Origin of the sequence: Duodenibacillus massiliensis, from assembly GCF_900128485.1 — a bacterium.
Lineage (GTDB): Bacteria > Pseudomonadota > Gammaproteobacteria > Burkholderiales > Burkholderiaceae_F > Duodenibacillus > Duodenibacillus massiliensis.
On the sequence record NZ_LT635860.1, the window covers coordinates 126008 to 147004 of the forward strand.

25 protein-coding genes (1 of these 25 running past the window's edge) are annotated in these 20997 nt (G+C 54.7%); 17 read left to right on the forward strand and 8 right to left on the reverse strand.

Annotation, left to right across the window (positions count from 1 at the left end; genetic code table 11):
• Window positions 1–9, reverse strand: partial view of an ISL3 family transposase gene (locus tag BQ7486_RS06120; RefSeq protein ID WP_074009357.1) — the 5' end (the start) only. The gene continues 948 nt to the left of window position 1, outside the view; 9 of the gene's 957 nt are visible here — the first part of the coding sequence; it begins with the start codon at window positions 7–9; the stop codon falls past the left edge of the window.
• A gap of 187 nt (window positions 10–196) precedes the next feature.
• Here BQ7486_RS06120 and BQ7486_RS12375 point away from each other — a divergent pair, with 187 nt between their 5' ends.
• Both BQ7486_RS12375 and BQ7486_RS06130 read left to right on the forward strand, forming a co-directional pair.
• Complete coding sequence (locus tag BQ7486_RS12375; protein ID WP_268874076.1) at window positions 197–331, forward strand: hypothetical protein; 135 nt, start codon at window positions 197–199, stop codon at window positions 329–331.
• A complete protein-coding gene (locus tag BQ7486_RS06130; protein ID WP_074009362.1) occupies window positions 309–512 on the forward strand; it encodes a hypothetical protein in 204 nt (67 codons plus the stop codon). The genes BQ7486_RS12375 and BQ7486_RS06130 overlap by 23 nt, the downstream gene beginning before the upstream one ends.
• A gap of 810 nt (window positions 513–1322) precedes the next feature.
• Here the strand turns inward: BQ7486_RS06130 and BQ7486_RS06135 are convergent.
• Window positions 1323–1643, reverse strand: a complete 321-nt coding sequence (locus tag BQ7486_RS06135; RefSeq protein WP_084765730.1) for a hypothetical protein — start codon at window positions 1641–1643, stop codon at window positions 1323–1325.
• Window positions 1644–1817: 174 nt separating this feature from the next.
• Complete coding sequence (locus BQ7486_RS11660) at window positions 1818–2015, reverse strand: hypothetical protein (RefSeq protein ID WP_143183076.1); 198 nt, start codon at window positions 2013–2015, stop codon at window positions 1818–1820.
• Window positions 2016–2537: 522 nt separating this feature from the next.
• Between BQ7486_RS11660 and BQ7486_RS06150 the strand changes: the two genes are divergently transcribed.
• Together BQ7486_RS06150 and BQ7486_RS12490 are read left to right on the forward strand one after the other, a co-directional pair.
• Window positions 2538–2741, forward strand: coding sequence for a hypothetical protein (locus BQ7486_RS06150; RefSeq protein ID WP_074009362.1), 204 nt, complete (start codon window positions 2538–2540; stop codon window positions 2739–2741).
• A 246-nt stretch (window positions 2742–2987) separates the two neighbouring features.
• On the forward strand, window positions 2988–3107 hold the full coding sequence (locus BQ7486_RS12490) for a helix-turn-helix domain-containing protein (protein WP_420865541.1): 120 nt from the start codon (window positions 2988–2990) through the stop codon (window positions 3105–3107).
• A gap of 77 nt (window positions 3108–3184) precedes the next feature.
• Here the strand turns inward: BQ7486_RS12490 and BQ7486_RS06160 are convergent, their stop codons facing one another.
• Both BQ7486_RS06160 and BQ7486_RS06165 read right to left on the reverse strand, forming a co-directional pair.
• The gene (locus tag BQ7486_RS06160; RefSeq protein ID WP_074009363.1) at window positions 3185–5311 is read right to left on the reverse strand and encodes an IS1634 family transposase; all 2127 of its coding nucleotides are present in this window, start codon (window positions 5309–5311) and stop codon (window positions 3185–3187) included.
• 271 nt (window positions 5312–5582) lie between these two features.
• Window positions 5583–6734: a porin gene (locus BQ7486_RS06165; protein ID WP_074009364.1), complete on the reverse strand. Its 1152-nt coding sequence runs from the start codon at window positions 6732–6734 to the stop codon at window positions 5583–5585.
• 603 nt (window positions 6735–7337) lie between these two features.
• Between BQ7486_RS06165 and tnpA the strand changes: the two genes are divergently transcribed.
• Both tnpA and BQ7486_RS06175 read left to right on the forward strand, forming a co-directional pair.
• Window positions 7338–7751, forward strand: coding sequence for an IS200/IS605 family transposase (gene tnpA, locus BQ7486_RS06170; protein WP_074009555.1), 414 nt, complete (start codon window positions 7338–7340; stop codon window positions 7749–7751).
• A gap of 109 nt (window positions 7752–7860) precedes the next feature.
• On the forward strand, window positions 7861–8928 hold the full coding sequence (locus BQ7486_RS06175) for an RNA-guided endonuclease InsQ/TnpB family protein (protein WP_235836747.1): 1068 nt from the start codon (window positions 7861–7863) through the stop codon (window positions 8926–8928).
• Between the two features lie 397 nt (window positions 8929–9325).
• Here the strand turns inward: BQ7486_RS06175 and BQ7486_RS06180 are convergent, their stop codons facing one another.
• Window positions 9326–10357, reverse strand: a complete 1032-nt coding sequence (locus BQ7486_RS06180) for an IS4 family transposase (RefSeq protein ID WP_074009365.1) — start codon at window positions 10355–10357, stop codon at window positions 9326–9328.
• Between the two features lie 107 nt (window positions 10358–10464).
• Here BQ7486_RS06180 and BQ7486_RS06185 point away from each other — a divergent pair, with 107 nt between their 5' ends.
• The 3 genes from BQ7486_RS06185 (at window position 10465) to BQ7486_RS06200 (ending at window position 13031) form a co-directional block, all read left to right on the forward strand.
• Window positions 10465–10986 carry a hypothetical protein gene (locus BQ7486_RS06185; protein WP_074009366.1) on the forward strand — a complete coding sequence of 174 codons (522 nt, stop codon included), beginning with the start codon at window positions 10465–10467 and terminating at the stop codon, window positions 10984–10986.
• A gap of 292 nt (window positions 10987–11278) precedes the next feature.
• Window positions 11279–12052 carry a DDE-type integrase/transposase/recombinase gene (locus BQ7486_RS06190; RefSeq protein WP_268874080.1) on the forward strand — a complete coding sequence of 258 codons (774 nt, stop codon included), beginning with the start codon at window positions 11279–11281 and terminating at the stop codon, window positions 12050–12052.
• A 502-nt stretch (window positions 12053–12554) separates the two neighbouring features.
• Entirely contained in the window at window positions 12555–13031 is a 477-nt protein-coding gene (locus BQ7486_RS06200; RefSeq protein ID WP_074009368.1) for an FAD-binding protein, read from the forward strand.
• Window positions 13032–13059: 28 nt separating this feature from the next.
• Here BQ7486_RS06200 and BQ7486_RS06205 read toward each other — a convergent pair whose 3' ends face one another.
• Complete coding sequence (locus BQ7486_RS06205) at window positions 13060–14328, reverse strand: Y-family DNA polymerase (protein ID WP_074009369.1); 1269 nt, start codon at window positions 14326–14328, stop codon at window positions 13060–13062.
• A 429-nt stretch (window positions 14329–14757) separates the two neighbouring features.
• On the opposite strand from BQ7486_RS06205, the gene iscB reads away from it, so the two are divergent.
• A complete protein-coding gene (gene iscB / locus BQ7486_RS06210) occupies window positions 14758–16035 on the forward strand; it encodes an RNA-guided endonuclease IscB (protein ID WP_204207002.1) in 1278 nt (425 codons plus the stop codon).
• 27 nt (window positions 16036–16062) lie between these two features.
• Window positions 16063–16749, forward strand: coding sequence for a LexA family protein (locus BQ7486_RS06215; protein ID WP_022373672.1), 687 nt, complete (start codon window positions 16063–16065; stop codon window positions 16747–16749).
• Here the strand turns inward: BQ7486_RS06215 and BQ7486_RS06220 are convergent.
• Window positions 16746–17828 (reverse strand): hypothetical protein, encoded by a 1083-nt coding sequence (locus tag BQ7486_RS06220; protein ID WP_074009371.1) that lies wholly within the window; start codon window positions 17826–17828, stop codon window positions 16746–16748. The genes BQ7486_RS06215 and BQ7486_RS06220 overlap by 4 nt on opposite strands.
• A gap of 174 nt (window positions 17829–18002) precedes the next feature.
• On the opposite strand from BQ7486_RS06220, the gene BQ7486_RS06225 reads away from it, so the two are divergent.
• From BQ7486_RS06225 to BQ7486_RS06245, 6 genes are all read left to right on the forward strand, one after another.
• Window positions 18003–18308 carry a hypothetical protein gene (locus tag BQ7486_RS06225; RefSeq protein ID WP_074009372.1) on the forward strand — a complete coding sequence of 102 codons (306 nt, stop codon included), beginning with the start codon at window positions 18003–18005 and terminating at the stop codon, window positions 18306–18308.
• Window positions 18305–18769, forward strand: a complete 465-nt coding sequence (locus BQ7486_RS06230; RefSeq protein WP_074009373.1) for a hypothetical protein — start codon at window positions 18305–18307, stop codon at window positions 18767–18769. The genes BQ7486_RS06225 and BQ7486_RS06230 overlap by 4 nt, the downstream gene beginning before the upstream one ends.
• A 467-nt stretch (window positions 18770–19236) precedes the next feature.
• The gene (locus BQ7486_RS06235; RefSeq protein ID WP_022373669.1) at window positions 19237–19644 is read left to right on the forward strand and encodes a hypothetical protein; all 408 of its coding nucleotides are present in this window, start codon (window positions 19237–19239) and stop codon (window positions 19642–19644) included.
• A gap of 130 nt (window positions 19645–19774) precedes the next feature.
• On the forward strand, window positions 19775–19900 hold the full coding sequence (locus tag BQ7486_RS12380) for a hypothetical protein (RefSeq protein ID WP_022373668.1): 126 nt from the start codon (window positions 19775–19777) through the stop codon (window positions 19898–19900).
• Window positions 19901–20106: 206 nt separating this feature from the next.
• The gene (locus BQ7486_RS11445; protein WP_084765735.1) at window positions 20107–20415 is read left to right on the forward strand and encodes an RtcB family protein; all 309 of its coding nucleotides are present in this window, start codon (window positions 20107–20109) and stop codon (window positions 20413–20415) included.
• 146 nt (window positions 20416–20561) lie between these two features.
• A complete protein-coding gene (locus BQ7486_RS06245; RefSeq protein ID WP_074009376.1) occupies window positions 20562–20924 on the forward strand; it encodes a hypothetical protein in 363 nt (120 codons plus the stop codon).
• The last annotated feature ends 73 nt before the right edge of the window (window positions 20925–20997 follow it).

A 20997-nucleotide genomic window follows, 5' to 3' on the forward strand; every position in this document is an offset into this window, starting at 1 on the left:
CCTGATCATCCGCAACCGGTTCTACATCCTGCTCAAAGAGGAAATGCTCAGAACCGAGAAAAGAAAGAATTTTCTGACAGTGCCTGCGGCCCTGAAAGAGCTGGAAAAAATTGAACTTGTGAGACGGCAAAGCGGACTTTATGGGCTGGACCACGCCGTAACAAGAACGCAGAAAATCATCCTCAGTTGCTTTGGCATGAATGAAGATGATGTCCGCAGGGGGGCAGCATCGATAGCAGCGTCACTGGCCGCAGCGGCCGCCAATCAAAAAGACAACAATGAACCCGAAGAGGACGATGATGCCGAGAATGAAATCTGTGACGTCGATTGAAGCGAAAATTGCGTTGGCGCAGGAGAAGCTCCTGGCGGCGGAAGCTCGATACAACGCATGGGCTGAAAAGTTGCTTGCCCTGCAGAAAGAAAAGGAAGAGGTGCAGGCAGCCAACATCGCCGCGGCTCTCAGAACCAGCCGGAAGACCTATCAGGAGATGATGACCTTTTTGGGGAAATAATCACCCATGCCGGTGTTTGAGTGCAAATTTTTTGGGAAGTTCAGGTCCTGACAAAGCCACATTTGCCAAGAAAATGACAACTGAATAGCGAATTTGCCGCCGCCTCGGCTGAGGCCGGTGCGGCGGCCTGCCCACGCTCAAGAGTGTTAATTTCTGACGCACCACAGCGTTAGTTTTTACTGCACCTGCTGTGTCTCTTTTTATCAGACAGACGGCATCATTTTTTAACGCACTTCTGTATCTGCTATTGACGCCCTTTTGCATCTTTTTTAAGCGCACGTGCGTATCAGCTTTTAACGCCCATTTACCGTCAGAACTGACACAGTTAACGCACCAACTGTGTCAATTCCTCACGCTCCATAACAACTCAAAAGCCGGTTATCCAGAGCAATGACAGAGATCTGACCGCGCGGAGGAACACGGTCCCGTTCGTAGTAGTGGTTGACGTAATCCACGGGATCATCGTATTGCGTTGCATCCGGAACGGAGGCGCAGCCGGAAAGGATCAGAACCGGCAGGCAGAAAAGCCCGATTCTTGAAGAAAGTGTTTTCGTGGGGAGCAGCTGCTCAAAAGAAAAACAAGTTCTTACATTTTAGGACCGGCTTGTGGTTTGCGAAAGAACCCTGTTGTCGCTGAGCCGCAAGGTGGGAATCTTCCGCCATCCGGACAATACCTGTTATGTGGGCCGGTGCCTGAGCCCGTTCCGCAGGAATTGACGGAGCATCTGATTCATCCGTGTCTGGTTCGCCTTGCCTCCTGAACCAAACCCCTGAAGTAAGGCGTTGGCAATGCCTGAGATTCAGACTTCTTCAGAAGGCTTTTCGCACCATCAGGTTCCCCGAGGCGCCCTCACGGTCGCCGGCATAGCCCTTGATGCCCACCTCAAAGGACCAGTTTGACTGCGCCGTGGGTTTGACGGACACCGTGAGTTCGGCAATGCCGGTGTTGCCCTGACGTGCGGGGACGTCAAGGGACAGTCCGTTCACACGCGATTCGGCTTTGCTGCCCGCAACGTGTTCCCAGGCCAGGCCCGCACGCCAGATAAAGACCTTGCGCGTGGTGCCCGTGAGGCGTGCTCCGACGCGAAACGCACGCGCCGTTGTTTTGGAAAGCGTAAAGTCCGAGCCCATGCGGTCGTCTCCGCTCGTTCGTGCCGATCGCTTTTTTGTGGCAGACTGTCTCTCCGGTCTGCGTTGCCTGCAGATAGACAACGCCCCCGGTTCCTGAGTTTTAAAGCAGAAAATCGACAAAACCAGTAACCACAAGGACTAACGGCTGGTTTTGATTATTTTCTTGTTGTACTTCTACCGCTGTCCCAGTTCACGGAGCATGGGTACGGCGGAGCGATTGGTGGGGAAGCGGGTGCCGAGGCAGGAGGCAAGTTCCGGCCTCGAGCACACCCGAGGCGGCAGCGATAGGCCGCAGGCCTGCAGGATGTCAGCTTTGTGGTTGCGTGCTTTGCCGGCAACGTACTGAGCACCAAGTTCTTCTTCTGTCAGCAACTCATTTCCTTTGCGTAGCTTCGGGCCAAAGCCGCACCGGTAGAAGGTGATTTGGTTGTCATCGATGATTTGAGCCATCACGGTTGAGTCGTGCAGTTCACGGCACAGTGTGTCAATGCTGATTGGCGTTCCCTGCTTTTTCAGTTTGTCCTGCAGCAGCCTCAGCAGCAACAGGGCCAGTACACAAGCCGTANTTTTTCATTGAGTTTATTGCCCTGATCATCCGCAACCGGTTCTACATCCTGCTCAAAGAGGAAATGCTCAGAACCGAGAAAAGAAAGAATTTTCTGACAGTGCCTGCGGCCCTGAAAGAGCTGGAAAAAATTGAACTTGTGAGACGGCAAAGCGGACTTTATGGGCTGGACCACGCCGTAACAAGAACGCAGAAAATCATCCTCAGTTGCTTTGGCATGAATGAAGATGATGTCCGCAGGGGGGCAGCATCGATAGCAGCGTCACTGGCCGCAGCGGCCGCCAATCAAAAAGACAACAATGAACCCGAAGAGGACGATGATGCCGAGAATGAAATCTGTGACGTCGATTGAAGCGAAAATTGCGTTGGCGCAGGAGAAGCTCCTGGCGGCGGAAGCTCGATACAACGCATGGGCTGAAAAGTTGCTTGCCCTGCAGAAAGAAAAGGAAGAGGTGCAGGCAGCCAACATCGCCGCGGCTCTCAGAACCAGCCGGAAGACCTATCAGGAGATGATGACCTTTTTGGGGAAATAATCACCCGTGCCGGTGTTTGAGTGCAAATTTTTTGGGAAGTTCAGGNCAGAACGGGCAGCGGTGCGTCAATGATGACTCGGGCATATTGGGAGGCGAGTTTCGCGTTCATAACAATAGAGACGGCAGAAGCAGAAGGGTTAACTGCTAGCCACGGATAATTTATCCAAAGCTGTCCATTTACGGAACAATGAGACGTGTAACCTCACCAACGGAGGTTGCGATGCAAAACTCCACAGCCTGCTCAGTATAGGACAACTTGCCGCTGTTTTAGGCGTCAGCGTGAGCACAGTACGCCGCTGGTGCCGTGAGGGGCGTCTGAAAGAACTTTGCGCACGGCAGGCAACCATCGCCACTTTGCTCACCTGAGTTTTAAAGCAGAAAATCGACAAAACCAGTAACCACAAGGTCTAACGGCTGGTTTTGATTATTTTCTTGTTGTACTTCTACCGCTGTCCCAGTTCACGGAGCATGGGTACGGCGGAGCGATTGGTGGGGAAGCGGGTGCCGAGGCAGGAGGCAAGTTCCGGCCTCGAGCACACCCGAGGCGGCAGCGACAGGCCGCAGGCCTGCAGGATGTCAGCTTTGTGGTTGCGTGCTTTGCCGGCAACGTACTGAGCACCAAGTTCTTCTTCTGTCAGCAACTCATTTCCTTTGCGCAGCTTCGGACCAAAGCCGCACCGGTAGAAGGTGATTTGGTTGTCATCGATGATTTGAGCCATCACGGTTGAGTCGTGCAGTTCACGGCACAGTGTGTCAATGCTGATTGGCGTTCCCTGCTTTTTCAGTTTGTCCTGCAGCAGCCTCAGCAGCAACAGGGCCAGTACACAAGCCGTAATATGGCCGTAAATATGGCTGGAAGTCCAGACGTACATCGGGCGCAAGCCGATGTTGGATTTCATGATCCGGAAGCACGTTTCAATCTGATTCAGGCAGTGGTACATCGAGGCGATTTCCTTGCCCGTTTTCAGTATCCGTTCTCCCTTGTCAACCGGCTGATTTACCTCGGCACCTGATGCTGCTTCCCTTGCTTTGTTCTCCTGCTCGTCAGCCATTTCCGTCCGCTCAATGCAGTACTCGTCATAAACAACAGCAGCAAACCCGCAGAGCGCTTTGCGCTCTGCCAAGGCGCTTTCGTCAATACCGGTGATCACCTGCTTCTTTTCCTTAGTATCGGTGGTGGCGATACCTGCCCAAGCCGGCTTTCTTGTTTTAAGTTCCTGCCCGCTTCTTTTGCGGATCAAATCAGCCCAGATCTCAAGCAATTTTTCATCGCGGCGCTTACGTTTTTCGCTCCAGGTCAGAACCAGTGAACATTTGACTGAGCCGCTCTTGCCGGTGCGCTCCCAGTCCTCAATAACGCGGTATTTGTTGCTTTCAGGATCTTTGTCGTTAATCGATTGATAGGCCGACAGATCAAGCATCTGCTTGAGTGTTTCGTCATTGAGATTACTCACTTTTTGGGCCACCAGGTAGCCCAGCTCAAGCCGCTGGAGCATCAACAGATTTTCAGCTGAATTGAGTCCTCTGTCGGCAACAACAATGGCATGACCGATGTTGTATTTATCCTTGAGTTTTCTGATGGTGGATTCCATGGTTCTGTACTCGGAGCTGTTGCCTTTGAAAACCTCAAAGTCCATCGGAAAACCATTCTTGTCAATGACCAGAGCAATGGATACCAGCGGCAGATCCGAGCGGTGTTCCTTTGAGGGACCGCGCATTCTCAAAAATTCAGGATTGTGATCATCAGCCACGGCATCGATGAAGTCCTGCGGCAGAGTGTCCGGCAGAACGGAGCCGTCATCGTCAAAACACTCTTCCGGAAGTTCTTTTTCTGCGCGGGCCTGCTCAGCAGCAGCCTTCAGTTTGTCCAGAAAATCCTGGTGGTAGTTTTCCATCTCGGCATCTGTCAGAGGTGCCTCAAAATACGCATTGGTGACGTCATAAAAAACAAGCGTGGCTCTGTCAGTACCGTAGTGCTTGTCCATCTGACGGTTGACCCAGTTGAAAATCTCATCCTTGTTCTCTTTCAGAAAATCAAGCGTCCTGTAGCAGGCCTGCAGAGAGATTCCCTGCAGCGGAGCGCCGAGATACTCATCCTGATCATGGAAACCGGCCAACACAGAACTCGGTCTCATGGCTTTTCTGAAAATCATGAAAGAAGCGGCGGCATTGAAGCTGAACTGCACTTTCTGATTGAGCTCGCTTTGCAGGTAATCAAATTTGCGGGGCAAGCACAAGGTCTTATTCCAGATTTGCTTTAGTGCATAGTGACCATACCGAAGCAGAGGAAAGTCCTCTGCCGGACTCTCACTTTGCCCAAGGACCTGCGCCACCGCTTCGGCCGTCTGGGCCCGAAGGGCTGCAACGGCCTGCTTTTTGCTCGCACGTTCACTGCCGGACTGCTGTTTGAGATTTTCCAGATAGTCGGGATCGTTGGCTGTCAGTTCATCAAGGCGTCCCAGGGTTTTGACGGTGCGGTGCCGCACCCGGCCTTTCTCGTCCCGATACCCTTCCACGAGTTTCACATAGGAGAACTTGCCGTTGCCGCTTTTGGTGATTTTTACGAACATAGTCCTTCCCCATAGAGACCTTGATTTTCTAATGAAATTATATCAGGAAAGACAACGGAATACAACAAGAAAATAATTCAGAAAAAGGCGCAAAAATAAGAGCCCGTGCGGCTTTACGGGCTCTCAAAAAGTTAGTTTGCTTTAAAAGTCAGGTTTTGTGGCAGACTGTCTCTCCGGTCTGCGTTGCCTGCAGATAGACAACGCCCCCGGTTCTTTCGAACCGAGGGCGCTGCCTTCTAGCTAAGTCAAGCTTTTGGAGAGAACTCGACTTTTAGAAGCGGTGACGCAGACCAACCATGACCGTGGTGGCCGTGGGCTTGACGTCTTTATCGCCTGCGGCGGAAGGTTCAAGCTTGTCCTGCATGTAGGAAGCCACACCGTAGAGGTTGGTGCGCTTGCTCAGGTTGTAGGTGTAACCGGCAGAAACAACCCAGCGGGAGAGGTCGAAGTCATGAGCGGAATTGCCGTTGTCGGTCACGCTGTCAGCAGCGCTGGCGTCCGTGTAGCCGACACCGAGCATTGCATTGCCGCCGGCAACAGGAGCGCTGGCGGAAACCGTGGCGGCCCAGCCCTTAACCTTGCCCGGCTTGTTGGCGGAAGCGCCGATCCACTTGCCGGCCACTTCGTCGAAGTACTGAACACCGGCGTAGAGCTTGGCGACGTTGAAGTCGTAGTTACCGCCGAGGGTAACGGTCAGGCTGTCATCGGTATCCTTGGCGCTGTACTCACCGGTAGCATCGGGCGTCCAGGAAGCGTAGTTCGTGGAGTCAACAGCGAAGAAGAGCTTGGCAGGGCCGTTAGCGTATTCAGCGCCGATAGCGTAGTAACGATCCGTGGAGGATTCGTTTTCAACCATCGTGGGCTCAGACTGAGACTTACCCATGCTGTACTGAGCGTAAACCGTGACGCCGCCGAAGGACGGAGTCGAGTAAGCGATCATGTTGTCGTAAACGGTCGACGTTGCGAAGATCGCACCGGCCTGAGCGGCGTAGTTGCCGAAGGACGTGCCGAAGGCGGAAACAGAACCAACCTTACCCCAGGAAGACACACCCTGGACGATCGAGCCGAGCTTACCGAAAGCAACCTTACCGAAGCTGCCCTGAACGAACAGAGATGCTTCACGATCAAAGAGCGTGTCGGCGGTACGGAAAGAACCGTCGTCAACGTTGAAGCCGCTTTCAAGGATGAAGCCGACCTGGACGCCGTTGCCCAGATCTTCAACGCCCTTGAGGCCCCAGCGGGAACCGGCCTGGTTGCCGGACTTCATTTCAAACTTATCGGTGGCGTCAACGCCCTGGACGTCCTGGTCAAGATGCGTGTAGACCAAACCGGCATCGACCACACCATAGAGCGTGACATCAGCAGCGAGAGCAGAACCGGCGAAAGCGCCGAGAACAGCGACTGCAGCAACTGTCTTTTTCATAATGAGGAGATCTCCAAACTAAATTCTTTTGTGCCGCCGGTGTAGTCATGTTCCTTAAAACTCTTGCGGAATGAAAAAGGAACCGCCGGCGGGCCTTTCAACTCAGGCAACCTCATTATCGGTTTAGTTAATTTGCCTTAACAAGAAAACCGCAAAAATCAATAGCCTGGGGGGGGGTTATCCCTGAGAATAAAAAGGAACAAGACCGGAAAACCAAGGTGCCAGAAGAGGTCCGGAACGCCCGCCGTTCATGACTTTGCGGGTGTCTGCGCGTGGTTTTCGCTGGTTTGCTGTTTTGAAAAGGAATGCTTATTGATTGGCTGTCCGGGGCCGGTTCGGCCATGGTTTATACTTTCCGCCAACTGAAGTTCTTTCCTGTGCTCCTTTGTGAGTGCACGTTGATAAGCCTGTAACCAACGTTAAGTTCAGGCGGGACTGAAGTACCCGGCGCGATGCCGCAACACTTCAACCAAAGCGGTCGCAGCCGCTGAATAAATGTGCCGTATCCGGGGTTTCATAGAATTTCCGCGAGGAAACCTGCGGCTTGAGCCGCAGGAGGAATCGCGGCTGTTTTTATTTTAAAAAATTGGTACCATACGCACTATGCTAAACATCGTTCACAGCAGAAACTGCGTCTATCAGACAGCTTACCATATGGTATGGTGCCCCCGGTACAGGAAATCCGTTCTCAGGGGTGGTGTTGCGCAGTCTCTGCGTGAGTTGCTTGAAAGCATATGCGCTGAAAGAAAGTATGAGATTCTTTCTTTGGAGATTCAGCCGGATCACCTGCACCTGTTTGTCAGTTTTCCGCCGTCCGTCAGCATTGCCGTCGCGGTGAGAGTATTGAAGGGTGCCAGTGCAAGGATGCTTCTGATGCGGCATCCGGAACTCAAAAATGAACTTTGGGTAGGCCATCTTTGGTCGCTTTCTTACTACGTCGGAACAGCTGGCAGTGTCAGTGCAGAAACGATCAAAAGCTACATCGAAAGGACTGAACACATCCGCGGACGGCGTTAGACGCGTTGAGGGGAGCGGCAAGTGTGTCCGCACAGCCTGCGTTCGGCTGGAACTACTCGATCCGGCAGCACACGAAAAGCTCGTAGCGACGCAGAGACTCTATGCGCAGGTGTGTAACTTTGTAGTTCCGACAGTAGCGGCGGACCGCACGAAGAGGCTCTGGCAGCGTTTCACACTGCATCACGCAGTTTATGACAAGATCAAGGCAAAATTTCCGGATCTCGGCAGCCAGTATGCCTGTAACGTCATCCGCTCGGTGTCGGCAGCCTACAAGACGGAGCTTGCCAATCATCCGGCGCAGCTCAAAAGTAAGGACAAGAAGCTCAAGACGCTGGTGTTCAGGCACCCCTCGGTTCACGTCGACAAGAACACGCTGACATTTTTCCCTGACGGCACTGTTTCAATTTCAACCATCAGCGGTCGGATTCGGGCACGTCTGTTCCCCGGCCCTTTTCAAAAAGAGTTGCTGGCTTCGGGAAAGCGTAAGGAGTGCAACCTTGTTCTGCATCCCCGGAGAGGCCGGAAAGAAGCGTTTTGGGAGCTTCACATCGCTGTGGAGTCCCAAGGTTGTTCGGGCGAAGAGCATTTAAAGAATCTGAAAGCCGACGAGATCATGGGTATTGATGTCGGCGAGAACAATATTGCGGCCGTCAGCACGGGCCGTATTTGGAAAGCAGGAGCATTAAAGGATAAAAGAGACCGATATATGAGTCAGAGAAAGCGTCTTCAGCGCAACGGCTCTCAGAGTGCCAGACAGCACCTGAAAAAAGCCTCAGGCCGAGAAAGACGCCATGTGACGCATGTCAATAACGTTGTAAGCAAAGAGATTGTGCAGGAAGCCGCAAAGCGGGGTATCAAGTTAATCGCCCTGGAAGACCTGACGCATATCCGGGATCACATCAAGGCCGGGAAACGCATCAGAAGCCGACTGCACCGCTGGTCTTTCCGTGAGTTGCAGGAGATGATTGTTTACAAAGCGGCAGCCGCTGGAATCCGGTGTGTTTTCCTGGATCCGCGCTATACAAGCCAGACATGCTCACAGTGCGGGGCACCGGGCAAACGCCATAAGCACGGGTTCCGATGCAGCCAATGTGGTCACCTTGCGCACAGCGACTTGAATGCGAGCCGCAACCTGCAGGGTCTGTGCCGACAGCTGTCAGCACAGGGGCTGATGTAAACCAGCCTTATGTTGGGCCGTGTGATGCGGTTACAATAAAGCCCCCGTCTTCAGACGGGGTGTTGTTTACAAAACCCTGCAAAGCTTTTTACCCCGCCTTCCTTAACCAGGGCAAGGCAATAAATCCGACGGGAAGAAGTAAATTCTTTCACTACTGTCCAAAACGGATTTGTGCATCAAAAAATAGTTTGTTGATTTAAAAGAGAAAACGCAAATTTTCGGTTTTAGGGGGCCTACTTTTCCGAATGGAAGCTCCATCTGCGGAGATTCCTCACAGGAAGCCTCTGGCTCATCTCGGCCGAGGATTGACGGATTCAGGATTTGTTCCAAGCGGATGTATTTCCAAAGACTCTGCCTCACAACCCAGTTAAAAGTGCTGAAATACCTGTGGTCACGGCTACGCTGAAACAAGATTTGCAGCAACAATGTCGCAATCAAAGCAATCCACACCTGACTGTGGACAGCGTTTTCCGTTGTTCCGAAGTATGCCTTGACCACCGTGTTTTGCTTGAGCTTTTTTCAAGAAGAGCTCCACCTTCCATCTCTCGCGGTAAAGCTCTGCAATCGTTTCAGCAGGGCTGTCGAAATCATTCGTAATGAATTCAAACCAACGATCTTCGATCGTATTGAAGTACCGAACCACCCGCCACTTCTTTTCGCCGCAGACTTCCTTGGCGGCCTCGCCGGTAAAGGTAATGTGATAGTCGGACCAGTAGTTGCCTTCTCCGACCATGGTGCTTTCATCGATCGGTGTATGAGCAGCGTTCTTTTTTAGCCGGGTAACAAACACCGTATTTCTTTTGTCAATCCAGTTGAACAGGCGGTAATCGTTATATCCCCGATCCATTACGATAATGGCCTCCTGAGGCAGTTGCTCGATGACGGCTTCGGCGCACCTGACGTCCGCTTTCTTGGCCACCGTCATAACAACGACTTCGGGGAGTCCCAGCTCATTGGACAGTCCGGTATGGACTTTGATTCCCTTCTTGTGCCGCCGAAAGTTCGCCCAGCCATAAAGCTTGCAGCCGAGGCTGATTGTTGAGGACTCAATCGAGAAGAGCGGCTTATCAAATTGAGCTTGTTTTTTATGGCCAAGTTCGCAGCGAAACTGCTCCAGAACAGCAAAATAGAAGTCCTTGAAGATCAGGGGATTGGAGTGATTGTTGTTATAAGCCAAGGTGGTTCTTTTCATGAACTTAGCCCCGGTGTGAACAATCTTTTCACCGGCTATTGCCATGCCGAGCACCACTTCCCGCAAGGAACTGGCTCCTGACAGTTGTCCAAACAACATGGCCGTGAAATAATCCCGTGGCGTAAACTTCCGCGAGTTACAAGGCTTGAGCGGATACTTTGCCGCAATGGCTTCAAATGTGTCCATGGGCAACACCTTCAGTAGTTGCGCAAAGACATGCAGTCCGACCGAATTCATGGTGGCGCGCTAATTTGTAGTGTGGAAGCTTCAAATATACGCGACCACCCCATTAGATGTCATACTACCTTTCGCCACCCCTTCAACCTTTCACGGAGTGGCAAAACATGCGATATTCGCAGGAGTTCAAAGACAACGTCGTAGCGCGCCTGCTGAGCAAGGAGCTCAGCATCTCTGAAGCCGTGAAGCGGTACTCGATCGGCAAATCAACGATCTCGTACTGGCTCAAGATTGCCAGAGAGCAAGCAGTCTGCGGCACGCTGCCCAACAAAGGAAATCCCAAGCTCATGACCAGCCTCAAGCTCCCTAAAGGAGTGACCTACCTTCAAGCCCACACCGCAGTCGTTGCCAAAGAAATCATGAGCGAGACTGCCTTCGGCCAGTTCTGCCGCAAGCATGGCTACCTCGCCTCCACAGTCGATGCCTGGGCCGAATGGTTTAACAATCATCCGGATGCGGTTGACAAGAAGCTCCATGATGCTCAGATGTCGGCCATGTCTGAACTCAAGAAGGAAAATGCCAGGAAGGACCGAGAAATCGCCAGAAAAGACAAAACATTAGCCGATGCTGCAACGATGCTGATGTTGTCAAAAAAAGCCGAGGCGATCTGGGGGGTAAAGGAAAGTTGATCAGTGCCCATGATCGCCAGGAAATCGTTTCGCTGGTCGAACTCGGTCAATCGAAAGGACTGTCGCAGAGGCAATCCTGCGAGGCAGTCGGCATTACCCCACGGACGCTGCAGAACTGGCGGCATGCACCGGATGGTGATGGCCGGCTAGACCGCAGCAACTTTACGAGCCCACGGCAAATCCCTGAGGACCTGCGTGAGCAGATCGTAGATCGCTTCTGCAAAGCCGATGTGCGGGATCTTAGTCTGACGCAGGCCTTCTACAAGCTGCTCGATGAAAACAAGGAGTACTGGTGCTCTCTCTCAACGCTTTACCGTCTCTTCAGGGCACGGGGATTGAACGCACGCCGTGCGCCTACCCGGGAAGCCCGCCGGCGCAGCAAGCCGACTGCCTACAGGCAGAGAAGCCAAACGAGGTGTGGACCTGGGACATCACCTATCTGCGCTCGAGCAAGTACACAGGCAGGTTCTACTACGCGTATGTCATTGTCGACGTCTACAGCCGCATGGTTGTGAGCGCCAGGGTATTCGAGGCTGATAATGCCGACTTCGCCGCGCGCTTTCTCGGGGATGCCTTCAGGCGGTACGGAATCAAGCCTGGACAGCTTGTCGTGCACTCAGACAATGGTGCGAGCATGAAGGCCGCTCCCACTTTGGCTTTGCTTGAGAAGAACGGAATTACCTTCTCGCACAGTCGTCCGCGAGTCAGCAACGACAATCCGTATTCGGAGTCCTTCTTCCGTACGCTCAAGTACAGCGGCGATTACCTGTACCCTCGTGACGGCTTCGACAATGCTGAGGAAGCTGAGCAATGGGTGCAGGGCTTTGTAGACCACTACAACGAGCACCACAGACACCGCGGCATCCGCATGGTAACGCCGGGGCAGCGCTATCGCGGCGAGGACGCGGAGGTGCTGCGCCGACGCAGGGAGACGATGCTGGAGGCTCGCAGACGCCATCCGGAGCGCTGGATCACCAGGAGAGTGCTGAACTGTACGCCGATCAAAGAGGTGTGGCTTAACCCCGAAAATGGGCAGTTGGAGGAAAAGCATGCCAAGGCAGCTTGAACAAACGCCCCGCTGTTGCTGCAACAGGGCGTTCAACGGTTTCCCGCGGGCCTCAGGCTCGGACTCCTCCTGCCTGAGGAGGCTCATTCTGCCGGCCTGCCGACCTCTCCGAGCGAACGGTGCAGCACAGCTGCATCAAAGGTTTTTCTACGGGCCAAAAAACTCTGGGTGAATCCGCCGAAGGCGGAGAGGGCAAAGCCCTCACTGAGCTCAGACTACAACCTACTTTTTAAGAACAAAATCGGCGAAAGATCACTTGACATTCACCGCCACCATGATTCTTTTCAGCGCACCTTTCCCATTGAGATCCGATTTTTTCTTACCCTAAAAAATTGGCCCCAGTTGTTAGCTGAGGCCTCGCGCGCGCTTTTAACTTGTTTTCGTTTTGGACAGCAGTGTTTTTTTAAAATAAAAACAGCCGCGATTCCTCCTGCGGCTCAAGCCGCAGGTTTCCTCGTGGAAATTCTATGAAAATGTCATCTACACCCAGACCAACATCGATATGCTCAAGCAAAAGACGGTCTGGGAAATTGTGACGCCCGAGCTGCACCCTGTGGTCGCGAAGATGATCGAAGCGGGCGTAGCCGCAAAGTGCGATTCCTACGAGGCGCTTGCCAAACACATCGGCTGTCCGGTAGATGGGCTTAAGGCCGATATCGAAGAGCACAACGCCGTTACGCGGCTGCCGGCAGAGAAGCGCCGCGACCGCTTCGGCCGCACGGTCTATCAGAAAGAACTCAAGGCGCCGTTTTACGCTCTGCAGGTTAAGCCCGTGATGATCGAAACCGTGGGCGGCATTACGATTAACGAAAAGAGCGAAGTGACGCCGCTTGGCCGACCTATTGCCAAGGGCATTTTTGCGGGGGGTGCCGTTGCCTTCGGTGAACATTTCGGCACCGGATGCCGCTCGGGCGAAGCCTATGTCTACGCGGGTGTTACCGGCATGGTGGCGGGAGAGCAGGCTGCTAAGCTGAAGTAAGACAAAAGCGGGCAACGTGCCGGCGTGCTTAATTTGCCGTGAGCACGTCGGCAATACGCGTCGTGTAGCAGCGTGAGAGCCGCTCACGGCGCATGGCGGCGCCCGAGGAGAGGGTGCTGACGGCGGTTTTAAGGGGACTTACGCCGTAGCGCGACGTCAGGCTGTCTAATACCTGCATGAGTTTTTCCCGCCGCTCCTGCTCCGGGGACGGTGTGTCAAAGAGATCGAGGGGCTCAGGTGTGCCCTCGGGCATAAGTTCGGAGAGAATAATCCCTGCCTTTTTGTACCCCACGCCGCGCACAAAACGAGCGCGCATCATCTCGCACGCGGCGTGCGTGATGCGCGCGGTGTCGGCGGTGGCGTACTTAAACACCGTCGTTGCGTGAATCACGTGTTGCTTCTGGCGGGGGTTAAAGGTGTTGGAAAGGACAAACACACTGACGGCCAAAGCCCGGCAGTGCTGCTGCCTTAAGCACCTTGCGGCCTGAGCGGCGTGAACCGCAAGCGCCGAGGCAACGGCATCGGCGTCACTGCAGTTTTGTGCAAAAGAGCGTGAGCAGCAGATCTGTTTGCGGTCGGCGGCAACGGGTTCAAAGCCGATGCAGGGCGTGCCCGCAAGTTCCTTTTGGGTTCTTATAAGCGTCACCCCGAAGCGCCTGCGGATGAGGGCTTCATCGGCGTTTTTAAGATCAAGGGCGGTGGTGATGCCCATCGTTTCAAGTGCCGCGGAAATCTGACGGCCCACGCCCCAGACGTCGCCCGCGGGGATCGTGGAGAGCGCTTTTTCCTGCCGCTCGGGCGTGAGTTCCGTCCAGTTAAAAACACCCTCAAAGATGCGGTAACGTTTGGCGATGTGGTTACTGAGTTTGGCGAGTGTCTTGGTGGGGGCAATCCCCACGCAGGTGGGAATGCCCACCCACTTTAAAACGCGGCTGCGGATCATCCGCCCGAGTTCGGTCACGGATTCAATGCCGGTGACGTCGGCAAAACATTCGTCAATAGAGTAGACCTCAATGGCGGGCACAAGCGATGCGATCGTGCGCATCATGCGCGAGGACATGTCGCCGTAAAGCTCGTAGTTACTCGAAAAGACTTCGACCGCATTTTTCTCGATGACGTCTCTGACCTTAAAAAGCGGTGTGCCGCGTTTGAGCCCCAGGGCCTTCGCTTCTGCGGTGAGCGTCACGATGCAGCCGTCGTTGTTGCTTAAAACCACGACGGGCCGGCCTCTGAGCGCCGGGTTAAAGACGCGCTCGCAGGAGGCGTAGAAGGTGTTGCCGTCAATGAGCGCGTACACGGTTGCTTCTGTCCTTACGGTTAATCTTTTTCAAGTTTACCTCCGGAAGGTTGTTTTGAAAAGGTAGTGCATGGATGCAAAGGACTGAAAATTCGGATATTATTTGAAAGTTAAGGGCTTATTCAAAAATCGACGGGCAGATTACTGTCAACTACCCCTGACTGAAGTCAGAGGCTTGGCAACAAGTCTTGGTTGACTAGCCTCAGTCCGTTTTCGGACGGACTCCGCTGGTTGGGAATCCGTTCCGTCGCAAGACGGGACGCAAACAGGCACCGCGGGATGTCGATCCTAGTCCCGCGCTCTGCGGTCTGCGGTTAAAAGCTCTGAGAGGTAGGAGCGGTGCTTCAGACAACAAACCCCTTCCAACATTGGCGAAGGATCAGCACCGACCGCAAGGTCGAGCAGACGGAGCCCGTGAGGTATCCGTCAATGGAGAACACTTTGAAAGTTTTTGTGTTGAATATGCGCGGGCAACCGCTCATGCCGTGCTCCCCGCCCAAGGCGCGTAAGCTCCTTCGGGCCGGGAAGGCCGTGCCTGTGCGCCGAACGCCCTTTGTGATTCAACTGACGGTGCCGACGGGCGAAACCAAGCAGCCGATCACCTTGGGTGTGGATGCGGGCTACAAGCACGTCGGCCTGAGCGCAACGACCGCCAAGGAAGAGTTGTTGGCTTCCGAGGTCGAGCTGCGGCAGGACGTGACGGGCTTGCTCTCGAATCGCTTGACACTTCGCCGCGCCCGACGCAACCGCAAGACCCGCTGCTGTGCGCCGCGTTTTGATAATCGCGTTCGATCGAAGCACAAGGGGTGGCTTGCGCCATCCGTGGAGAACCGCATTCAGGCGCACATATCGCGCATTGAAGCGGTTTGCCGAGTGCTTCCGATCACCAAAATCGTGATTGAAACCGCATCCTTCGACATTCAGAAGATCAAGAATCCCGAAGTCGAAGGCACGGACTATCAGCAGGGCGAGCAGCTTGGCTTTTGGAACGTGCGCGAATATGTGCTGTTCCGCGACGGTCACGTTTGCCAAGCCTGCAAAGGCAGATCGAAAGATCTGATTCTCAACGTGCATCACATTGAGAGTCGGAAAACGGGAGGCGACGCGCCGGGTAACCTCATCACGCTCTGTGAAGCGTGCCACAAGGCGTATCACGCAGGCAAGTTGAAGCAGTTCAGTCCCCGGCGCGGCGCTTCTTTCAGGGCAGAGACTTTCATGGGCATCATGCGTTGGACGGTGCTCAACCGCCTGCGCGAGCGCCATCCCGAATTGCCTGTCACGAATACCTACGGGTATCTGACCAAACACAAGCGCATCGTCGAGGGCTTGCCGAAGACGCATTGCGCGGGCGGTTTCTGCATTGCTGGCGTCCTCGACGCAAAACGTCGGGGCGAATACCTGTTTCAGAAACAGACGCGCCGCCACAATCGCAAGATCCACAAGCAGACGATTCTCAAAGGCGGTGTGCGCAAGCGCCATCAGGCTCCGTACCTAGTGCACGGCTTCAGGCTCTTTGACAAGGTGCTGTGCAAAGGGGAAGGCGGCTTTATTTTTGGCAGACGCTCCTCGGGTGCATTCGATGTGCGCTATCTGGACGGTACAAAGATTTCTGCTGGTATTTCCTACAAGAAACTTTCGCTTCTTGAGAAGCGAAAGATGTTTTTAACTGAACTGAGAAAGGAGGGCCGCGATTCCTCCCGCGTCTGAAGACGCGGGTTTCCTCGCGGAATTTCTATGAAACAGACAACCGCAAAGGCGCAGGCCAAAACGATCAGCAAGACAACCGGACGCGTGAAGGGGACCTGGGGCGGACGCCGTCCCGGCGCAGGCCGCAAGCCCATGTGCGACAAGGCCATGACCGAAACCGCGACGGTGCGTTTAAGTGTTGAGCAGGTTACGAGTTTCAGGGCACTGGGCGGCGCCATCTGGTTCCGTGATGTGCTTAATCAGGCAATGGCAGCTGATCCCAAGCTCGCCTCAGGCGTCTCTAAGCCTGACGGTCTGATTCCGGTGAAGGTGAAGACTCATGTGAAGGTGCCTTCGGGGTACTCCGCGGTGCAGGCCGGTTTCCCGTCGCCGGCCGAACAGTATCAGGGTGAGAGTATCGACTTTAACGATCTTCTGATCACCAATGCCGCCTCGACCTTTGTACTGAAGGCCAAGGGCGAATCGATGATTGAAGCGGGAATCGATGAAGGGGATCTGCTTGTCGTGGACCGCAGCGTCACGGAAAAGCCCGGTGACATCGTGATCATGCAGGTCAACAACGAATTCACCGTGAAGCGCTTCATGAAGAAAAGAGGAAAGATTTACCTGCACCCGGAAAACAGCTCCGGTCTGTACGACGACATCTTCCCCGGTGACGGTGACGAATGGGTCTGCTTCGGGGTTGTGAAGCACGTCATCAAGTCGATCGGCTAACTGCTTTTTTCGGTTGCTTTTTCGGGCCGCCTTCTTATCAATCGGAAGGCGGCTTTTGTTATCCAGAGAATCCCTGTGAGCGCTGAGAAAAGCCAGGAGGCCACGGACAAAATGAGTCCGAGCGTTTTCCAGGCGGCCTTCGTGGTGATTTTCGTGTAGTGCGCGGCGTCTTTCATAAGCCGAGCGGCGGGCACTTTGTCAAGAAGCCTCACGGCGCCGTCGCCGTAGACCGCCGCCTCTTTGACGGCCGTCTTTCCGCAGCGGTTGACGGCCGCAAAAACGTCGGGCCCGCCGAATTTAAGAAGGCCCGGCATATCTTCGCCCAAGCTCAGCGCCGAGCGGATCGCGCGCGGCGCGTCTTCAAGCCTCGGCGTACGGGCGAGAACTTCCAGTGCCGGCGCAACGCCGTACTTTCGGGTAAAGGCCGCGATTTCCGCTAAAGGCCCTGCCAGTGTTTTGAGAACAGCCGGTTTGGCTGCGGCAGCGGAAAGCTCCCGGATAAAGCCCGCCGAGAGTTTGCGGGCGCGGTTGGCGACCTTTAAAACCGCAATCCCGCCTTTGGCGGCGGTTCCTGCAGTTGCCTGTGGGCCGATACTGGCTGCGGCAACGGCAAGGCTGACTGCTGAAAGCGCGGCCGTAAAGCTCTCAGGTTCCGTAAGGCTTTGGTTGCCGGCGAGTTTAGTACCGGCCGTGTAAATGTCGCGGATGTCGCCCACAAGGAAAAATTCGCTGGCGGCCTGAGCCGCTCTCCCGTAGTCCTCATGACTTTCTCCCAGGAAAAAGCCGGCCGCTGTTTCTTTGGCGATATAGGACGGATCACTGCGGATCGCTTGGGCTTCTTCCGCGAGTTTTTCCATTGCGGGTGTCGGGGTGAGGCCCGGCACCGAGGCGTAAAACGCCACGTAGTCAGCGAAATCCCTGTAATTCTTTTCCGTAAAAAGCGTCTGACAGTAGTTTTCCGGATCACGCACGGCAGCCTCCGCCAAATAGTCATAGCGGTCAAAAAGCACGTAATGCGCGCCGACGACCGCGAGGGCTGTGGCCGGAGAAGCAATGAAAAGAAATTTCAGAAGGCGCATGACGGGCTGTTAGTGCGGGAAAAACCGGGACGGCTGCAGTGTAGCCAAAGCCCGGTGCAGGCGTTACAGAGTCCTTGAGCCCGCTTCAAAATTTTCCGCGTTTTCACGCGACATTTTGTGTCGCAGTCCTTCAGATAATGATTGTCCATAGAAAGGAAAAAAGTGACACATTGAATGACGACAGACAAGCGTTTGAAAACGGGGTTTGATACCCGTGCGGTTTTGGCGGGCCTCTCGCTTCTCGCGTGTATCGGCGCAACAGAGGTGCAAAAGCGCGTGCTCGCTGCTTTTCTGCCGGGCATGAGCACAGACGCGGAGACTGAGAAAGACGCCCGGGCCGTGAAAGCAGCACTGACCTCAGGTGACGTAAAAGCTGCACAAAACCTTCCGGAGCAGTCCTGCGTCGTTGCCTTTGTGCTCGATTACTTTGAGACGGCTTACCGGCCCGGGCCGAGGCAGCGGATGCCTTCGGCTTTTTGACGCGCGTATCGGACGAAAAGCAGGCGTTATGGAAGAGACTCGCCTCAAAAAGCGGGTTTTATTTTGACGGCCTGATTACGGACAGGGCGAGGAGCCAGCGCTGGCGCGTGCGCTCAACGTATTTTGCGGAAGTACGGTTGCTGCGGAGGTTTCTGGCGCATTTCGGTTTTTCATTCCCGGGGACCACGGATACGAAAGGGATCTTTCTGGTTGAAGACACCGGGGATGCCGGAGGCAATGCGGTTGCCGTGATGGCCTCGTTGGCGGCACATACGGCCGGCATTTTTCAGATTGAACGGGTGAACGGCGCAACGACTGGCCCTGAGTCCGGCAGGGAACCTTTGTGCAATGAAGCGCCGGATCCTCTGGCGGCATATTTTCTGCCGGAAAACGACCGTCGCGGCACGGACTTTGTCTCGGTTTTGACGGTGGTCGGCTGGGCGGTGACGGTCATTACATGAGAAGAACAGCCGGACGATGCAAAGAGAGCGGCTGCTGCGGCATGCCGCTGCGATTTCCGGGCGGAGGATCAGTCTTACGACTGGGAAGCTGTGACGGAAGCCCTGTTCTCCCGGCCCGGAAAGAAGCAGGACGCGCATTTTGCAGCGCTTGAAGTGCTTTTGTCAGAGCAGGATGCAGACGAGCGGATTCCCGCTTACTGTCGGGCCGCCGGCCTCATTGACGGAGCAGAGGATTCCTGGCGGGAGGCGTTTGAAAGTCTCATTGCCGCGAAATCCTTTGCCGCGGACGCCGTGGCGGTTGAAAGCGTGCCGGCAACTGTGCTTGAAGCGTATGCCGCGTATTTTTGGGCAGGATCGTCTGCAGTGAAAGAGCGCGCTGCAGGCTCGGTGCAAAAAGCAGAAATGCCGTTCCTTTTGCTGCGGATGAGGCGGTTTGGGTTGCCCGTTTTTTTGAAGAAACCGCAAAGATGCATGATGCCCCGTGTGCTGGCAAGGTTGCCGGTTATGCCCGCTCCCTTGCTGCAGTTTGCTGCGGCGTTCCCTATGAGGTTCAGTGCAGCAGCGAAACGGATGCGGCGCTTGTCTCTGAGATTCTGCGAAAGTTTCTGTTTCATTATGAATGCCCGGAGAAGAACCTCTTTGTATTTTGGGTGAGAACCGCTGACAAGTGGATTCTTGCGGCGCTTGCGGCACATCTCTCGGGAGCTGCCTTCGTCCGCCGTGACCGGGCTTCCGACACGAAGAAAGTGCCCCGGCACCCCTTCCTGTCCATGGGGCAGGGCCAGGTGCTCACCCTCAGGGCGCAGGCGCTAAGACGCACGGTCGACGCTGATCCCCTGGCGTCCTTTTTCCCGTTGCCCGCGGGCTTGAGCTGATTTTGCTCAGAGTGCGGCTTTGTTGTGTTATGCAGTGTTTGTCGGAAAGAATGATGCAGACAATGATCGTTAAGGGGGCTCAGACATCGGCCCTCATTTATCGGGCGCAGTCAGAACGGACGGCTATGAGATGCCGGAAGCTTCCGTTCTCGGGCAGGTGGGCTGGATCTGTGATCAGTTGCCGCATCACGGAGCGCGTGTGCGGATGATGCCCGATATGCACCCGGGGAAAATCGGTCCGTGGGCCTCACAATGACGGTGAATGACGCCGTCATCCCCGGGCTTGTTGGCGTGGATATCGGCTGCGGTGTAACCTGTGCTCAAGTAACCGGCGTGAGGGCTGAATGCGGAAAACTTGACCGTATCGTTTCGGAAAGAATCCCCGCGGGAACGTGGATAAGGGATAAAGCACTGCCTCAGGCTGCGTCGGTCGATTTGTCAGCCCTCAGATGAGCCGGACACATCACGGCAGATGTTGAGCGGGCCTTCGGAACGCTCGGCGGAGGCAACCACTTCATCGAGCTCGGCCGTGACGGTGAGGGGCGGTTCTGGCTGACGGTTCACAGCGGCAGCCGCTCATTGGGTTTTCAGACTGCGCAGTGGTACATGCGGCTTGCCACTGAAGAAGGTAAGGCTCAGGGCCGGGCTATTCCCTTTGAAGCGGCGTGGCTTACCGGTGAGAACCCTGAGAATTACCTTGCAGATACCTCGCTCGTCTCAGCCTGGGCTGCTGCAAACCGCCGGGCGTTGGGAGGCGGTATGTCCGACTGATTTCTGAAGGGGGCGAAAGTCCCGTGACCGCCTTCTTTGAGGCGGTTTTTTAACGCCTGAAAAGAACATGGAAAACCGTCCGTAAGCGACGTTAAATGATGCAGTGTGCCTCACAATAACACTTGTACAAAACGTGAGGTAACCGGATGAAAAAGACAGAAGAAACCAAAAAGAACAAGCCGGCAGACGAAGCCGTACAGGCTCCGTATGTGCCTGCCTCCGTCATTCTTTTCGGCAATGAGCACGATCCCTTGACCGAAAACGAGGAAGCTCAGGCCGGTAAAGACGAAGAAAAGTTCCATGAGGACGAAGAAAAACCCGATGACGATGAGGAAACGTTCGATGACGGCGGGGATGACGTCTTCGACCCATGGAAGGACGATGATGAGGATGAGGACGAGGACCTCCCCTGGGCGTATGGGGAAGACGATGACGAAGATTGTGACGCGGCTTTTGGCTCAGGGCGTGGTGGACGGCGTTTTTGTCCCGGAACTCGTCATGATCCGTGAAAAGCAACCCTAAACCATTCAAAGCGCGGGAAACCTTCGTAGAATCGGATGTTTCCCGCTTTTGTTTTTGCTT

Excerpts from the sequence above, each read along its gene's own strand:
- BQ7486_RS06135 (WP_084765730.1), bottom strand. The coding sequence starts at position 1,643 with ATGGGCTCGGACTTTACGCTTTCCAAAACAACGGCGCGTGCGTTTCGC.
- BQ7486_RS06160 (WP_074009363.1), bottom strand. The coding sequence starts at position 5,311 with ATGTTCGTAAAAATCACCAAAAGCGGCAACGGCAAGTTCTCCTATGTG.
- BQ7486_RS06215 (WP_022373672.1), top strand. The coding sequence starts at position 16,063 with ATGAAACAGACAACCGCAAAGGCGCAGGCCAAAACGATCAGCAAGACA.
- BQ7486_RS06245 (WP_074009376.1), top strand. The coding sequence starts at position 20,562 with ATGAAAAAGACAGAAGAAACCAAAAAGAACAAGCCGGCAGACGAAGCC.
- BQ7486_RS06200 (WP_074009368.1), top strand. The coding sequence starts at position 12,555 with ATGCTCAAGCAAAAGACGGTCTGGGAAATTGTGACGCCCGAGCTGCAC.
- BQ7486_RS06130 (WP_074009362.1), top strand. The coding sequence starts at position 309 with ATGAAATCTGTGACGTCGATTGAAGCGAAAATTGCGTTGGCGCAGGAG.
- BQ7486_RS06165 (WP_074009364.1), bottom strand. The coding sequence starts at position 6,734 with ATGAAAAAGACAGTTGCTGCAGTCGCTGTTCTCGGCGCTTTCGCCGGT.
- BQ7486_RS06220 (WP_074009371.1), bottom strand. The coding sequence starts at position 17,828 with ATGCGCCTTCTGAAATTTCTTTTCATTGCTTCTCCGGCCACAGCCCTC.
- iscB (WP_204207002.1), top strand. The coding sequence starts at position 14,758 with ATGGAGAACACTTTGAAAGTTTTTGTGTTGAATATGCGCGGGCAACCG.
- tnpA (WP_074009555.1), top strand. The coding sequence starts at position 7,338 with ATGCTAAACATCGTTCACAGCAGAAACTGCGTCTATCAGACAGCTTAC.
- BQ7486_RS12380 (WP_022373668.1), top strand. The coding sequence starts at position 19,775 with ATGCCGGAAGCTTCCGTTCTCGGGCAGGTGGGCTGGATCTGTGATCAG.
- BQ7486_RS06150 (WP_074009362.1), top strand. The coding sequence starts at position 2,538 with ATGAAATCTGTGACGTCGATTGAAGCGAAAATTGCGTTGGCGCAGGAG.
- BQ7486_RS06225 (WP_074009372.1), top strand. The coding sequence starts at position 18,003 with ATGACGACAGACAAGCGTTTGAAAACGGGGTTTGATACCCGTGCGGTT.
- BQ7486_RS06235 (WP_022373669.1), top strand. The coding sequence starts at position 19,237 with ATGCATGATGCCCCGTGTGCTGGCAAGGTTGCCGGTTATGCCCGCTCC.
- BQ7486_RS12375 (WP_268874076.1), top strand. The coding sequence starts at position 197 with ATGAATGAAGATGATGTCCGCAGGGGGGCAGCATCGATAGCAGCGTCA.
- BQ7486_RS06180 (WP_074009365.1), bottom strand. The coding sequence starts at position 10,357 with ATGAATTCGGTCGGACTGCATGTCTTTGCGCAACTACTGAAGGTGTTG.
- BQ7486_RS06185 (WP_074009366.1), top strand. The coding sequence starts at position 10,465 with ATGCGATATTCGCAGGAGTTCAAAGACAACGTCGTAGCGCGCCTGCTG.